Below are 13994 nucleotides of genomic sequence, written 5' to 3'. Positions count from 1 at the left end.
TCAGGCTCCCATGATTTTTTGAGAAGAATTGGTCAATTGAGAAGAATCGGTCATGTGTGAAACAGGTGATCGGATGGCGCGCGCAGAGGTATCAGCGAGTTCGCCGAGCAGGCTGTAACGCTCAAGGCTCTCGATCCTGACCGGCAGCACCTGTCCGATAATATCTGGCGAGGCGAACACATGCGCAGGCTGAAGATAAGCGGTGCGGCCGACGATCTGGCCGGGATTGCGGGCCGCGCGTTCGAACAGCACATCGACGGTGTTGCCAATCATGGCCCTGTTGAAGGCCGATTGCTGACTGTCGATCAATTCCTGGAGCCGCACCAATCGCTCGTCCATTTCCGCCGCTGACACCGTCTCCTGCATGTCCGCCGCCGGCGTGCCGGGCCGCGGCGAATATTTGAACGAATAAGCCGCAGCGTATCCGATTTGCATGACAAGCGCGAGGGTGGCTTCAAATTCTCCCTCGGTTTCGCCCGGAAAACCGACGATAAGATCCGATGAAAACGCAATATCTTGGCGGGCGGTGCGGAAACGGTCGATGACGCGGCGATAATCATCGGCGGTATGCTTGCGGTTCATGGCCGCCAGAATCCGGTCTGAGCCGGACTGCACCGGAAGATGGACGAACGGCATCAGGCCTGCGAGGTCGCGATGCGCTGCAATCAGCGAGTCCTCGACGTCGCGAGGATGGCTGGTCGAATAGCGCAGCCGCGCGATGCCCTCGATTTCGGCGAGCCGGTGCAACAGCTTGCCAAGTGGCCAGATCCGTCCGTCGGGGCCCTCGCCGTGATAGGCGTTGACGTTCTGCCCGATCAGGGTGATCTCGCGCACGCCATTGTCGGCGAGCCGCTTCACGTCGTCGACGATCTTTGCGACCGGGCGCGAGACTTCCGCGCCGCGCGTATAGGGCACCACGCAGAAGGTGCAGAACTTGTCGCAGCCTTCCTGCACAGTGACGAAAGCGGAGATGCCGCGCGCTCGGATTGCATCCGGCTTGGGAGCGGGGAGGAAGCCGAACTTGTCCTCGACCGGGAATTCGGTTTCCAGCGCGCGGCCTTCGCTCTTCGCACGCGCGAGGAGTTGCGGCAGATGATGATAGCTCTGCGGCCCGACCACGACGTCAACCGTCGGCGCGCGGCGGATGATCTCTTCGCCCTCGGCCTGTGCGACGCAGCCGGCAACCGCAATGCGCATCTCGCGCCCGTTGCGTGCCGCCTCGTCCTTGGCGACGCGCAGCCGGCCGAGTTCGGAATAGACCTTTTCGGACGCCTTTTCCCGGATATGGCAGGTATTGAGGATCACCAGATCCGCATCGTCCGCGCTTTCGGTCTCGACAAAGCCCTCGCCCGCCAGCGTATCCACCATGCGTTGCGCATCGTAGACATTCATCTGGCAGCCATAGGACTTGATGTGCAGCTTGCGCGGCGGCTTCATGGAACCTTGAGTGCTGGTGGAAATGGCGCCCTGGCGGCGGCTGGGGCTCAGATATAGCCTAAATGGCCAAAAAGCCAGTGTTTGGCCCCGTCATTCTGGGGCGCGTAAGCGAACTATGATGCGCAGTTGCGCATCTGAGAATCTCGAGATTCCGGGTTCGAGGCTGATACATGATGGGGTAGGCTCAGTTCGCAGCACCCCAGAGATCGAACAGTTCGGGCGGCGGAACCTCTACCCACTCGTTGCCGAGATTGATGCGGTAGGGCGCGCTGCTCGAAGGCCCCGACAGGCGCCACAACTTTGGATCGACGGGGCGACCGTTGGCACGCACCCATCGAGCGATCGGCTCGAGCGCCGCCGCCTGCTTCGCGGGCGCCAGGGTAAATCCGCCAAGCATCACGAAGCGCAGTTTCCTGTCCGAGGCCAGCCGTTCGATATCGGAAGGTTTCAGGATCGGATCGTCGCCGAGATATCCGCCCATTGCCATGACAGGCAGGCCGGTCGAGATAATGAGCGGCGCGGCGACGTTCGCGTTGGGAACCGCGACCAGAAAGTTTGCGGCCTCGCGATTGGCGATCAGGTAGCCGGTGAGTTTCTGGCGGAAGGCTTCCAGCCGCGATGTCCGCAATGCCCCACGTTCAGTATCTGGCGGTGCGAGCAGCGCGCTCATGTTGGCAACCGGCGCCGCTATGTTCGGGCGCCGCAGAACCACGCTCGCGGCGGTCAATGCGGGCGGAACGAGCAGCGCGCCGATTGCTGTGACCGCGAAGAGTTTCGATAATGTGTTCTGCAGCGGAAATACATAGAGAACGGCCGCGCAAATCGTGGCGATCCCGATCGATGTCAGCCATGTCAGGCTGAGCCAGTCAGATCCGATTGTCTCTGACTGCGTGATGCAGAGATAAACTTGCCACGCCGCCGTGACTACGATGATCAGCGGCAGGTACATCTGCCCTGACTTGCCCGTCCGCCACCTCGACCAAAGCCCGGCGACCGCGATGCCGGAAAACACGGCGAGCGGTGGACCGAGGACGGCTACGTAGTAGGTGTGGATCAGTCCGCCCGCAAAGCTGAGCACGATCCAGTACATCACGAGCCAGCCGGTCCAGACGGCGGCGGCGATGCGGCGTGACGCCGACGTGGCCGGAGCCGATGCATCCGACCAGGCGAAAACGAGGCCTGCGAGCGCAAGCGGAAGCAGCCAGGCGAATTGTGTTGCGGCCCTCGGCCGGAACAGGCGGAGTGGACCGGTTGGCGAGTCATCCGTCATAACGGGTTGCGAGCGGACTTCCGCGCCTGCAGGTGCCGTCTCGCCCGAGACGGCGGTGGAGGGGTTTGCCGAACTCGTGGCTAGGAAGCGGGCCGCGCCATTATGCACCAACGCAAGCTCCAGCATCGAATTGTGCTTGGTGCTGCCCGCATAGGGCCGGTCCGGGGCCGGCACGAGATCAAAGAAGATCGCCCAAGACAGCGAGACGGCAACAAGGACGACGCCCGCGATGGCCTGTCGCCCGATATGCCAGGTGATAGGCGCGGCCGGCCGGGCGAGGCTGAACGTCAGGGCCACGACTGGCGCCAGCACCAGCGCCGCGCCCATCTTCACGTTGAAGCCTATGCCGATCGCGGCCATTGCGGCGCAGAGCATCGCGAGCCGGCCGGTTTCGGCGGCCCGTATTGCAAGCCATGCACTGGCCAGCAGCACCAGGATGAGACAGCTCTCGGTATTGTTGGAGCGGTCGACGGCAACATTGACCGGGCTGAGCGCGAGCGCCAGCGCGGCCACAGCTCCGGCCATCCTGCCCCAATATTTCTGCACCAGAACGTAAACGAAAAGGATCGCGGCCAAGCCCGCCATCACTTGCGCGAGCAGAATCGGAAGCGCACCAAAGCCAAACAGTTTGGCGCTAGCGACCTGCAGCCAGATCGCCACGGGCGGCTTGTCGATAGAGACAAAGCCGGCAGGGTCGAACGCGTTGAAGATGAAATTGTGCCAGCTATCCAGCATGCTGCGCACGCTTGCGGCGTAATATTGTCTTCCAAAATCGTTCTGCGAAAGCTGCCAGGTTCTCGCAAGCGCGGCCAGCGCTACGATGAGCGATAGCGGCAACGCTGCCTGCAATATCCGGCTATCGGGTAATTTCAGAATGCGCCGCTCCCCTCGCGCGAGCTGCTTCTGAGTCTATCATCCGCGGCATCGGCGCCCAGTTAACTCGCGGCAAGGTATTCTGTCCCGGACGTGGTGCGGCGCGAAGCGACGCACCGCAGAGCCGGGACCCATCGTCGCAACATGTGGACCCCGGATCAGCTGCGCACCACGCCGCAAGCGCGGCCTGGTGCGCAGCATCCGGGGAACGCTGATCGAGAGCGTTGCTTCTAGCCGACCTCTCGACCAACGCGCGCGATCAGATCGGGCAGTCTTCGCAAATCGTCAAAGATTACGGCGGCACCGGTGTCGTGCAGTTGCCTGCCATAGCCTGCCCGGCAATGGCTGCCGCCGTGAAAGCCGACGAATCGAGGGCGATAATCCAGGACATTGCCAGTTTTGCGCACCCGCAAACTGACGCTCACTTGATTCCCAGGGCGTCCTTGAGTTCTGCCGCTTTCTTCATGCACCCTTGTTCGTCGCCAGCCGCAGACATCTTGCGGGCGTCGGCCATCAATTGGTTGGCATGTTCCGCGCTCTGGGTGCTGCGTTTGCTAACGACTTGTTCCTGATGCGGTGAAGTGGGCTCCACGGCCGCTGCCGTTGATCCGGTGGTCTGAGGCTCAGCGCTTTTTTGCTTACTGGCCAGAATCTCCTCTTGGTGCTTGGTCGCCGGCATTCCCGATTCGCTGGTGGTCGCGCCCGTCCCCGCGGCAACGACATTCGGTTCGAGCGCCTTCAGTTCCTGGTTACAATCAGCAAACGCTGGCGAGGCGAGGATAAGGGCGAATGCTGCTGCGGTCACTATGCGTGTAGACATCTGAACCTCCTGCTTGAGGTTGTTTCTCGCTCGAGATCAAGGATACAGGAAAACGTCCACCGATATTCAGTGGTTCCTTCCAATCTGGCGACGATCTGATCTGCAACCCTCTATCCAACGGGTGCTGCTAATCTCCTCAGCGGACATACCGAAAGCGTCGGTGAAGATTCTGCTTTATGAAACAAAGCGGACGTTGACCGATCCTCAATACGCACTCTGGTTCGGTGCCGCCTCAACCCCCATCTTCCTGATGAGCGCGGGCAATTGCCGCATATCGTCGAAAACAGCGACGGCTCCGGCATCGTGCAGCCTGTCCCCATAGCCGGGGCGGCAATGGCTGCCGCCTTGAAAGCCAAGCACCGTCATCCCGGCGGCGCGGCCGCCGGTGACGCCGGGAACGCTATCCTCGATCACGATGCAGCGTTCCGGTGAGGTATTCATCTGCTTGGCAGCAAACAGAAATAGGTCGGGCGCAGGCTTGCCGCGGCTGACCTGCGTAGCGGAGAAAACATGCGGAGCGAGCTGGTCATAGAGGCCGGCGCAGGTGAGGCCGTGGCGAATCTTTTCCGGCGTTCCGCTCGAAGCCACGCATTTGGGCAGGGCGATCGCGCCAATCGCCTCGCCAACATGCGCGATCGCCTGCAAATCGCCCGCGTAGAATCTCAGCGTCGCCGCCTTCACCTGTTGTTCGAAATCATCGGGCAGTCTTCGGTCGATCTCGCGTTCGATGGTTTGGCGCGCCTCGCGGTCCGACACGCCGAGAAACCGTTCGAGCACCTGTTCTGCCGTGATCGGATAGCCGTGGCGCGTCAGTGTTTCCGCATGCGCGCGGCACGAAATGACCTCGCTGTCGACCAGCACGCCGTCGCAGTCGAAGATGACCAGATCGAAGTTCGGGTTCAAGTTGGCACGCGATCAGGATTTGTCGTCATCGAGCGGAACGCAATAAAGCTCCAGCCGGTGATCGACCAGTTTGTAGCCGAGCTTGCGGGCGATCTCGGCCTGCAATTTCTCGATCTCCTCGGAGGTGAACTCGATCACCTTGCCGTCGCGCAGATTGATCAGATGGTCGTGGTGACTGTCGGGCATCTGCTCGTAGCGCGCGCGGCCCTCGCGGAAATCGTGCCGCTCGATGATGCCGGCATCCTCGAACAGCTTGACGGTGCGATATACCGTCGAGATCGAGATCTTGTCGTCGACCGCGACACAGCGCCGGTAAAGCTCCTCGACATCCGGATGATCGGCCGATTCCGCCAGCACGCGCGCAATCACCCGGCGCTGCTCGGTCATGCGCATGCCGGTGGCGGCGCAGCGAGCCTCGATGCCGGTATTTTTTTGCGCAGACGGGGATTTCAGTACGGGCATGACCTTGGGGCCTTGAAGAACATTTCGGGGCTGTTGTGCCACCCTGCGCATATTACGACAAGTCACGCCGCATCAGAAGCGCATTCAATTGCTCCCCGCCGGGCTGCTGATAGTAGCGTTCCCGGCGGCCAACGACCTCGAAGCCGGCCCATTCGTATAGCCGCCGCGCCGGCTGATTATTTTCTTCAACCTCGAGGAACACCTTGCGCACGCCGCGGCCGGCGAGATGGCCGAGATGCGTCAGCAAAAGGTTGCGCGACAGGCCGCGGCCGCGCTGCGTCGCGTCGATGGCAATCGACAATAGCTCCGCTTCATCGGCCGCCATGCGCGACACCGCAAAGCCGATGATCTTGCGCCCGAGCCTGAGACGATGCACGAGCGTGTTGCGCTCGCTCAGCATCACCTCGAATTCGCCTTCGCCCCAGCCGCGATGAAACGATGCGCCGTGCAGTTGCGCCAAACGTGACGCATCGCGCGGAATGGCCGGTTCGATCGCCGAAGTGCCGCCGCCCCACCATTCGGAGAGCCATGTCATCATGATGCCGGCGGCTGCGGTGTGTCGGATAACGGACTCTTCGCCGGTTTGGCGTCGGGGGCGCGCAGATAATAGGGCCGTGCCGGTGAGCTCTCGGGATTGACCGCGGCGCCCAGCCACGCCACCCAGGCGATGTCGGGTGCGGCCTGCTGATCGATTTTGAACGGCGGCGGCGCATCGGCCGGCCAGCGCTCGGCCATCATTTTCGCCGCATTGCCGACCAGATGCGGCGCGCCGAAACGCGCCGCGTCGAGCGCTTCCGCGATCGGCGCCACCTTCGGCTTGACCAGCGAACTGCCGTCGCCGCCCAGCACCTGGAAATAGACGTGATCATGCCGCGCATCGATCGCGGCGATGACGGGATGTTCGCTGCTCTCGCTGACGATGGGGGCGGCAAACACGGTCAGTGTCGTCACGCCCACCACAGGCTTGTCGGCGGCGAGCGCAATGCCGCGGGCGGCGGAAAGGCCGACGCGCAATCCGGTAAAGCTGCCGGGGCCGGTCGTCGCAGCAACGCGATCGAGCGCGGCAAAGGCAACGCCGGACGCCTTCATGACGCGCGCGATCAGCGGCATCAGGGCCTCGGCATGACCGCGCTTCATCGCCTGCGACTCCCGGGCAATCACACCGCCCGCGCTGGTGTCGAGCACGGCCGCGGCGCAGGCATCGAGCGCGGTATCGATGGCGAGGATCAGCATGGACTATATTCTCGTCATGCCCGGGCTTGTCCCGGGCATCCACGTCTTTTGCTTATCACAAGACAAGACGTGGATGGCCGGGACAAGCCCGGCCATGACGAAATCCTTAATTTCATTACGTAGGATGCGGCCGATCAGCCGATCACACCGGCCGGACTTCGACCACGTCGGGCACGAAATGCCTCAACAGATTCTGGATGCCGTGCTGCAGCGTCGCCGTCGATGACGGGCAGCCGGCGCAAGAGCCCTTCATGTTGAGATAGACGACGCCATCCTTGAAGCCGCGGAAGGTGATGTCGCCGCCGTCATTGGCGACCGCGGGGCGTACCCGGGTCTCGATCAGGTCCTTGATGGTGGCGACCGTGTCCGCGTCGGCCTCGTTGAAGAACTCACCTTCCTCGTCCGCCGCCTCGTCATTGCCGACGGTGCCGTCCGCCAAGAGCGGTGCGCCGGACATGTAATGCTCCATGATGGCGCCGAGGATCGCGGGCTTCAGATGCTGCCAGTCGCCGTCCGCCTTGGTCACGGTGACGAAATCGTAGCCGTAGAACACGCTGGAGACGCCGGGCACGGCGAACAGTCGCTCGGCGAGCGGAGATCGGGCGGCGGCTTCGCGATTGGCGAATTCCATCGTGCCGGTGTCGAGCACGGTGCGGCCAGGTATGAATTTCAGGGTGGCGGGATTGGGCGTGGCTTCAGTCTGAATGAACATTGGTTTTCTCCGGCGTCGCCGGTTCAAGGCCGGCGCGTGGGGTGTCCCATAGCAGATGGCGACCGCCGGCGCACGGTCAAGGGGGAAATCAGAAATTCTCTAACCAGATCAAGCCCTAAGACAGCCCGTCGATCTCGGCATCGCTGAGATCGCCGGGGACGATGACGACGGGAATCGGGAACGAGCCGGCAGCCTGGGCCATTATGCTGATCAGCGGCCCCGGCCCCTCGGGACCCGGATTGGCGGCCAGCACCAGCATCGAAATGTCGACGTCCTGGTCGATCACGTCGAGAATCTGGGTGGTCGGATCGCCCTCGCGAATCACCCGCTCCGGCGTGATCGCCGCGATGCCGTTGGCGCGGCCAGAGGCGCGGTCGAGCGCCTCATTGGCGGCGTCCTCGGCCTCGGCGCGCATCAGGTCGGCGACGCCGAGCCATTGCTGGTTCTGGTCCTCGATCGCGATGATTCGCAGCATCACCACGCCGCCGCCGACGCGTACCGCCCATCGGCTGGCGTAATACACCGCGCGGTCCCATTCCGCGGTGTCGTCAACGATGACAAGGCATTTTGGCTTGTGACCCGTCTCGTAGCTTCGTCGCTGGGTGGTCATGCATGTCCCGGTGCTGCGCCAAACCGCCGCATGCTGCCACGGCGCAGCCGCTTTCGACAAGCGGCGACGCTGTTGCAACGCAGTGGCGAGAGCTAGCTCTTGCGGATGAAACCGACGATGTCCCGTGTCGCCCGCATGGTTTCATCCGCGAGGGCGCGCGCGCGGTCGGCGCCGTCGACCAGGATTTTGTCGACATGGCCGGGATCGGCCACCAGCCGCTTCATCTCGGAGGCGATCGGCGCGAGTTTCGCCACGCAAAGTTCCACCAGCGCATTTTTGAAGCTGGAGAACTGCCCGCCGCCGAATTCGCGGAGCACGTCTGATTTGCTGCGGTCGGCCAGCGCCGCATAGATGCCGACGAGGTTGTCGGCCTCGGGCCGGTTCTCCAGCCCCTTTTCCTCCGACGGCAACGGTTCCGGATCGGTCTTCGCTTTCCGGATCTTTTGCGCGATCAGATCCGCATCGTCGGTCAGGTTGATGCGCGAATTGTCCGAGGCGTCCGATTTCGACATCTTCTTGGTGCCGTCGCGAAGCGACATCACCCGCGTCGCCGGGCCGGTGATGAACGGCTCCGGCAGCGGAAAGAACTGGCCGTCGTTGAAACCATGGCCGCGAATCGAATCGCCGAAGTCGTTGTTGAACTTCTGCGCGATGTCCCGCGAGAGCTCCAGATGCTGCTTCTGGTCCTCGCCAACGGGCACATGCGTGGCGCGATAGAGCAAAATATCCGCCGCCATCAGCACCGGATAATCGTAGAGCCCGACGGACGCGTTCTCGCGATCCTTGCCGGCCTTCTCCTTGAACTGCGTCATGCGGCTGAGCCAGCCGATGCGCGCCACGCAATTGAAGATCCAGGTCAGCTCGGCGTGGCCGGCGACCTGGCTCTGGTTGAACACGATGTGCTTGTTCGGATCGATGCCGGCAGCGATGAAGGCCGCGGTGACTTCGCGGGTGTTGCGCGCCAGCTCCGCCGGGCCGCCCCAGACGTCCATGCCCATCGTGATCGCGTGCATGTCGACGACGCAATAGATGCAGTTGTGGGTTTGCTGCATCTTCACGAAGTTGACGATCGCACCGAGGTAATTGCCGAGATGCAGATTACCCGTCGGCTGGACGCCGGAAAAAACCCGTTTAACAAAAGCCATTGTCAGCTTCCCCAAGGATCCTGTTTCGGATGCCTGTTTCGCGCCGTCGTTTGCCACGCAGGGGCTGTTGGCGCAAGCCGCCAGATGCGCTCTCCGCCGTCATCCTGAGGCGCGAGCGCAGCGAGCCTCGAAGGATGGGCCACGGGCCGTACATCCTTCGAGGCGCGCAGGAGCGCGCACCTCAGGATGACGGATTTAGCCAAAAGTCGTCACGGTCTAGCGCCCGGTTTGCCTGACGGCGTTAATGGCGTCGCGCCAGCCGATGACGCCGAAAGCCCGCAGAAACAGGCCGTAAGTTGCAATTCCCGCCGCGATCACGACCAGCAGCATAACGGCCTGCACGAGGCCGTGTGCGCCAGAGGTGAGGGAAGGCAGCGACCGCGCCGCAAGCCACAGCAACGCGCCCATGGCGAGCGCGGATAGCGCGATGCGCGGCAGCCGCCGTTTTGCTTCCGTGTCGATCGAAAACCCGAAGGTTTTCGCGCCGCGGCGGATCAGGCTGAACGCTATGCCCCAGGCGCCAACGGCAATGGCCGCCGCGATGCCGTCGGCGCCGTACCAATGGCTGAGCAGGAAGGCAGAAGCGATCGCCAGCACCATGCCCTTCAGCGCGGCGGTCAGCGGCGTCATCGTATCCTCGCGTGCAAAGAACGCCGGCGACAGCGCCTTCACCAGCACATACGCCGGCAGCGCCAGCGTCAGCCACATCAGCGCGCGGGCGGTGGCTTTGGTGTCATCAGCGGTGAACGCGCCGTGCTCGAACAACAGCCGCACGATCGGCTCGCTCAGCACGATCAGGCCGAGCGTTGCGGGCAGTGCGAGGCCAACCGCGAGTTCGAGGCCGCGCGATTCCGCCTGAGCAACGGCAGCACGGTCCTCGGCCCGCACCGCGCGCGTCAGTTCCGGGATCAGCACCGTGCCCATCGCGACGCCGACAATGCCGAGCGGCAGTTCGACGAGGCGATTGGCGAAATAGAGCCACGACACCGCCGACGGCGAGGACGAGGCGATGATCGCGCCGGCCACCATCAACAGCTGCGGCGCGCTCGATGCCAACATGCCCGGCACCGCCTTGCCGAGAAAGCCGCGGATCTCCTTGTCGAACGAGACGCGTAAGGGCGTCGCGATGTTCTCGCCACGGCGCAGCACCAGCACAGAGAGTTGCAACAGCCCGGCGATGCCGACTGTTGCGGCGATAATCTGCGCTGAATGCACCGCGGATGGTTGCACCATCAACAGCACGGCCATCACCGCGATCAGCGCGATGTTGAACAGCAACGGCGAAAACGCCGTCAGCGCAAATCGCCCCTGTGCGTTCAGCAGTGCCATCATTACGGTCACCGGCCCGGCGAAAGCGAGGTACGGCAACATCAGCCTCGCATTATCGACCGCGAGCTGCAGCGTCTCGCGGCCGGCAAATCCCGGCGCCAGCACGGTGATGACAAGCGGCATGGCGAGCGCGATCAGCGCGGTGGCTACAATCAAGGCAAACGTGATCGTGCCGAGCACGCGCCCCGCAAACGCCGCCGCAGCCGCCACGCCGCCGGTCTCTCGGACGCGCAGCCATGAAGGCACCAGCGCGGCGTTCAGCCCGCCCTCGGTCAGCAGCCGTCTGACAACGTTGACGAGCTGAAATGCCGCCAGAAACGCGTCTGCCACCGCCCCCGCGCCGAGCAGCGCCGCCAGCACGGAATCCCGCGCAAAGCCCAATAGCCGCGACGCCAGCGTTCCCGAAGATACCGTGAGAAAAGAGCGGATCATGGATGGGCTGTATAGCAGCCGCTCGCATCGCCGCCAGCATCTGTCGCTCCGTTCCCCCGTCATCCTGAGGTGCGAGCGAAGCGAGCCTCGAAGGATGAGCGGCCGGGACTGTGGCCGTACATCCTTCGAGACGCGCGTTCCGCGCTCCTCAGGACGACGGGTAGGGAGCTACAGAATGATGGGGCAGATAGCAGCTTCCCTTGCTGCAAAGGGGCCGATCTGATAGGCCGCAACTCTCGCAACGCCGCTGACAGGACGGATGAATGACTGACGCAAAATACGACGTTCTCGGGATCGGCAATGCGATTTTCGACGTCTTCGCGCAAACCGATGAGAAATTCCTGATCGACCACGGCATGGCCAAGGGCGGCATGGCGCTGATCGACGAGGCCCGCGCCATTTCGATCTACCGCGACATGGGTCCGGCCACCGAAGTCTCCGGCGGCTCGGGCGCCAACACCATCGTCGGCGTTGCCGGTTTCGGCGCCCGCGCCGCCTTCATCGGCAAGGTGAAGGCCGACCAGATCGGCACGCTCTACGCCCACGATATCAGAGCTGCCGGCGTCGCCTTCGAGACCAAGGCGGCCGAAGCCGGCCCCGCCACCGGCTGCTCCTACATCCTGGTGACGCCGGACGGCGAGCGCACCATGAACACCTATCTCGGCGCCGCGCAGGACCTTAATCCGTCCGACATCGATGAAGCGCAGATCGCGGCCTCCCGCATCGTCTATCTCGAAGGCTATCTCTGGGACCCCAAAAACGCCAAGGAAGCCTTCGTCAAGGCCGCTCATATCGCGCACGCGGCCGGCCGCCAGGTGGCGCTGACGCTGTCGGATTCCTTCTGCGTCGATCGCTACCGCGACGAGTTTCTCGACTTGATGCGCAAGCGCACGGTCGATCTCGTGTTCGCCAACGAGGCCGAGTTGCACTCGCTGTACCAGACCTCGGATTTCGAGGGCGCGCTGAAGCAGCTCCGCACCGATGCGAAACTCGCCGTCGTCACCCGCAGCGAGAAGGGCTGCGTCGTGGTGTCGTCCGATGGCATTGTCGCGGCGCCGGCGTTCCCGATCGAAAAGCTCGTCGACACCACCGGCGCCGGCGACCTGTTCGCCGCCGGCTTCCTGTTCGGCCTGGTGCGTGATGCGAGCCACGAGACGTGCGGCCGGCTGGGCGCGCTGGCGGCAGCCGAGGTGATCCAGCACATCGGGGCGCGGCCGCAGGTATCGCTGAAGGAGCTGGCGGGGCAGAACGGGTTGGGGGTGTAGCCTTAGATAGAGGGCGCGACCTCTCAATTGTATCCAGCCGTCATGCCCGGGCTTGACCCGGACATCCAGGTCTTTCCTAGTGCTCCGTCGAGCGGATCTACGGGGCTTCCGATCAGGAGCAATTTCGCCTAGAAGTTGAACGAATCCTCTTTCCATCCGGAGCACAAGGCCGTCAGCAAGGTCCACAAAGTGATCCCCGAGGCGCTGAAGAAGCCGCCGTTCGCGCGTCTCGATGAACTTGGTGGACGCGATTTTCTACCGAACGGTATCCCCGACGAACCGCCGGCTGAACCGGACCCGCGCATCTTCTTCGACGAGTGATCTGATGAAGGATGAATATGACTTCTTGGCCGCCAAGCGCGGCAAGTTCTTTCGGCAGGGTGCGCGCCTGGTGCCGCCGATCCACCTCGACCCCGAGGTATTTGACTATCTCTCCGAGCGGGCCTTGGCGCAGGGAGTTTCGTTGAGTGGGCTGGTGAACACGCTGCTCAAGAAGGAAATCGAACTTATCGACGCAGGCAAATAGCATCATGCGAAGGCAACCGACGGAGGCTATCATGCGAGTCTCGAACTGGGGCGACAGCCTGGCAGTGCGGTTGCCCAAGACGCTGATCGAGAAGATGGGTCTGAAGGTCGGCGACGAACTTAATATCGTCGACTTGGTCGACCGAACCCTGTCCGTTCAAAAAGAAGATCGGCGCAAGGCCGCGTTAGAGCGCTTGGCTTCCCTCAATTGGATTCTTCCTGCCGACTACACGTTCGATCGGGGCGAGGCCAACGAGCAGTGAATGCGTTCGGGCCTGTGCGGCGGCTCGCGGCAACATCGCCTCAGCACTGATTGCCCTCTCGCGCAAATCAAAAACCGCGCTCCCGCAGAAATAATTCGCTTCACGATTGACCCAAATCACTCCTACAACTCCGCCATCCCGTCCCTCACAGAGGGGCGTTTCGCGATCGTCACTAAACGCGGGGCGGGGTGCGGTGGACGCGGCAGCGTCGGGCGCGCAAACGTCGTCGCAGGGCGGGCTCTTGTGAGTTCGTGAGCGAACGGACGGCACGCAGACGACCGATGCTAAAGCGCCTCTTGCCGGACTTCGGCGGATGGTACCAAGCCCGTCGAGGCCTCTGGCAAGAGCGTGTCGCGTACGGCCAAGTCGTGTGGTCCTGGCACCCGTGGCTGGTGTCAAGTCCGCGGAGGATGTGCCGGCCCAACCGGGCCAGTGCCATCCATCAATCCGCGGATGACGGTGGCTAAAGGAATTCGCGCACCGGGGAGAGCTCGAAGTAAGCCGTAAAGCCATTGCGCAGGGAAGGCCGGGATGCTCCCGCTGTACCTGTATGCTCGTGTGCGCGTTCTTAGTGCGCAAATTGCACACGAGACCGCGGGTGCGGCGCGCACCCGGTCTTCCCTGCGCCCTTGTGTCCAGAAAATTTGGCAGAATGTGCGAACGGGCGGTTGCGCACCAACCGCCCGTTGCTGGAACTGAGCCCGCTGCGCCCAAA

At 63.1% G+C, this 13994-nt stretch carries 15 protein-coding genes; 3 read left to right on the top strand and 12 right to left on the bottom strand.

The annotated features are described in order from the left end of the window. The 12 genes from miaB to murJ form a co-directional block, all read right to left on the bottom strand. On the bottom strand, positions 1-1437 hold the full coding sequence (gene miaB, locus IVA95_RS31205) for a tRNA (N6-isopentenyl adenosine(37)-C2)-methylthiotransferase MiaB (RefSeq protein WP_247513993.1): 1437 nt from the start codon (positions 1435-1437) through the stop codon (positions 1-3). Between the two features lie 184 nt (positions 1438-1621). Then, a complete protein-coding gene (locus IVA95_RS31200) occupies positions 1622-3544 on the bottom strand; it encodes a glycosyltransferase family 39 protein (RefSeq protein WP_247513992.1) in 1923 nt (640 codons plus the stop codon). A 266-nt stretch (positions 3545-3810) separates the two neighbouring features. Beyond that, positions 3811-4005 carry a hypothetical protein gene (locus IVA95_RS31195; RefSeq protein WP_247513991.1) on the bottom strand — a complete coding sequence of 65 codons (195 nt, stop codon included), beginning with the start codon at positions 4003-4005 and terminating at the stop codon, positions 3811-3813. Continuing rightward, entirely contained in the window at positions 4002-4400 is a 399-nt protein-coding gene (locus IVA95_RS31190; protein ID WP_247513990.1) for a hypothetical protein, read from the bottom strand. Before IVA95_RS31190 ends, IVA95_RS31195 begins: the two co-directional genes overlap by 4 nt. A 204-nt stretch (positions 4401-4604) precedes the next feature. After that, the gene (locus IVA95_RS31185) at positions 4605-5303 is read right to left on the bottom strand and encodes an HAD family hydrolase (protein ID WP_247513989.1); all 699 of its coding nucleotides are present in this window, start codon (positions 5301-5303) and stop codon (positions 4605-4607) included. Between the two features lie 12 nt (positions 5304-5315). After that, positions 5316-5765, bottom strand: a complete 450-nt coding sequence (locus IVA95_RS31180) for a Fur family transcriptional regulator (RefSeq protein WP_028347833.1) — start codon at positions 5763-5765, stop codon at positions 5316-5318. Between the two features lie 52 nt (positions 5766-5817). Further along, on the bottom strand, positions 5818-6303 hold the full coding sequence (gene rimI / locus IVA95_RS31175; RefSeq protein WP_247513988.1) for a ribosomal protein S18-alanine N-acetyltransferase: 486 nt from the start codon (positions 6301-6303) through the stop codon (positions 5818-5820). After that, positions 6300-6998 carry a tRNA (adenosine(37)-N6)-threonylcarbamoyltransferase complex dimerization subunit type 1 TsaB gene (gene tsaB, locus IVA95_RS31170; protein WP_247513987.1) on the bottom strand — a complete coding sequence of 233 codons (699 nt, stop codon included), beginning with the start codon at positions 6996-6998 and terminating at the stop codon, positions 6300-6302. The genes rimI and tsaB overlap by 4 nt, the downstream gene beginning before the upstream one ends. Before the next feature lie 142 nt (positions 6999-7140). Beyond that, positions 7141-7710, bottom strand: coding sequence for a NifU family protein (locus IVA95_RS31165; RefSeq protein ID WP_247513986.1), 570 nt, complete (start codon positions 7708-7710; stop codon positions 7141-7143). A 115-nt stretch (positions 7711-7825) separates the two neighbouring features. Beyond that, complete coding sequence (locus tag IVA95_RS31160) at positions 7826-8320, bottom strand: universal stress protein (protein ID WP_247513985.1); 495 nt, start codon at positions 8318-8320, stop codon at positions 7826-7828. A 92-nt stretch (positions 8321-8412) separates the two neighbouring features. Continuing rightward, positions 8413-9465 (bottom strand): tryptophan--tRNA ligase, encoded by a 1053-nt coding sequence (gene trpS, locus IVA95_RS31155; protein WP_247513984.1) that lies wholly within the window; start codon positions 9463-9465, stop codon positions 8413-8415. A 216-nt stretch (positions 9466-9681) separates the two neighbouring features. Then, positions 9682-11226, bottom strand: coding sequence for a murein biosynthesis integral membrane protein MurJ (gene murJ, locus IVA95_RS31150; protein ID WP_247513983.1), 1545 nt, complete (start codon positions 11224-11226; stop codon positions 9682-9684). 263 nt (positions 11227-11489) lie between these two features. Here murJ and IVA95_RS31145 point away from each other — a divergent pair, with 263 nt between their 5' ends. From IVA95_RS31145 to IVA95_RS31135, 3 genes are all read left to right on the top strand, one after another. Continuing rightward, entirely contained in the window at positions 11490-12491 is a 1002-nt protein-coding gene (locus IVA95_RS31145; RefSeq protein ID WP_247513982.1) for an adenosine kinase, read from the top strand. A gap of 241 nt (positions 12492-12732) precedes the next feature. After that, a complete protein-coding gene (locus IVA95_RS31140) occupies positions 12733-13017 on the top strand; it encodes a hypothetical protein (protein ID WP_247513981.1) in 285 nt (94 codons plus the stop codon). A gap of 31 nt (positions 13018-13048) precedes the next feature. Next, positions 13049-13279, top strand: a complete 231-nt coding sequence (locus IVA95_RS31135) for an AbrB/MazE/SpoVT family DNA-binding domain-containing protein (protein WP_247513980.1) — start codon at positions 13049-13051, stop codon at positions 13277-13279. Positions 13280-13994: the final 715 nt, after the last annotated feature.

This window comes from Bradyrhizobium sp. 157 (genome assembly GCF_023073815.1).
In the GTDB taxonomy this organism is placed as follows: Bacteria; Pseudomonadota; Alphaproteobacteria; order Rhizobiales; family Xanthobacteraceae; genus Bradyrhizobium.
Note: the sequence above shows the minus strand (reverse complement) of the source record. Positions and strands in the feature narration are given on the sequence as shown.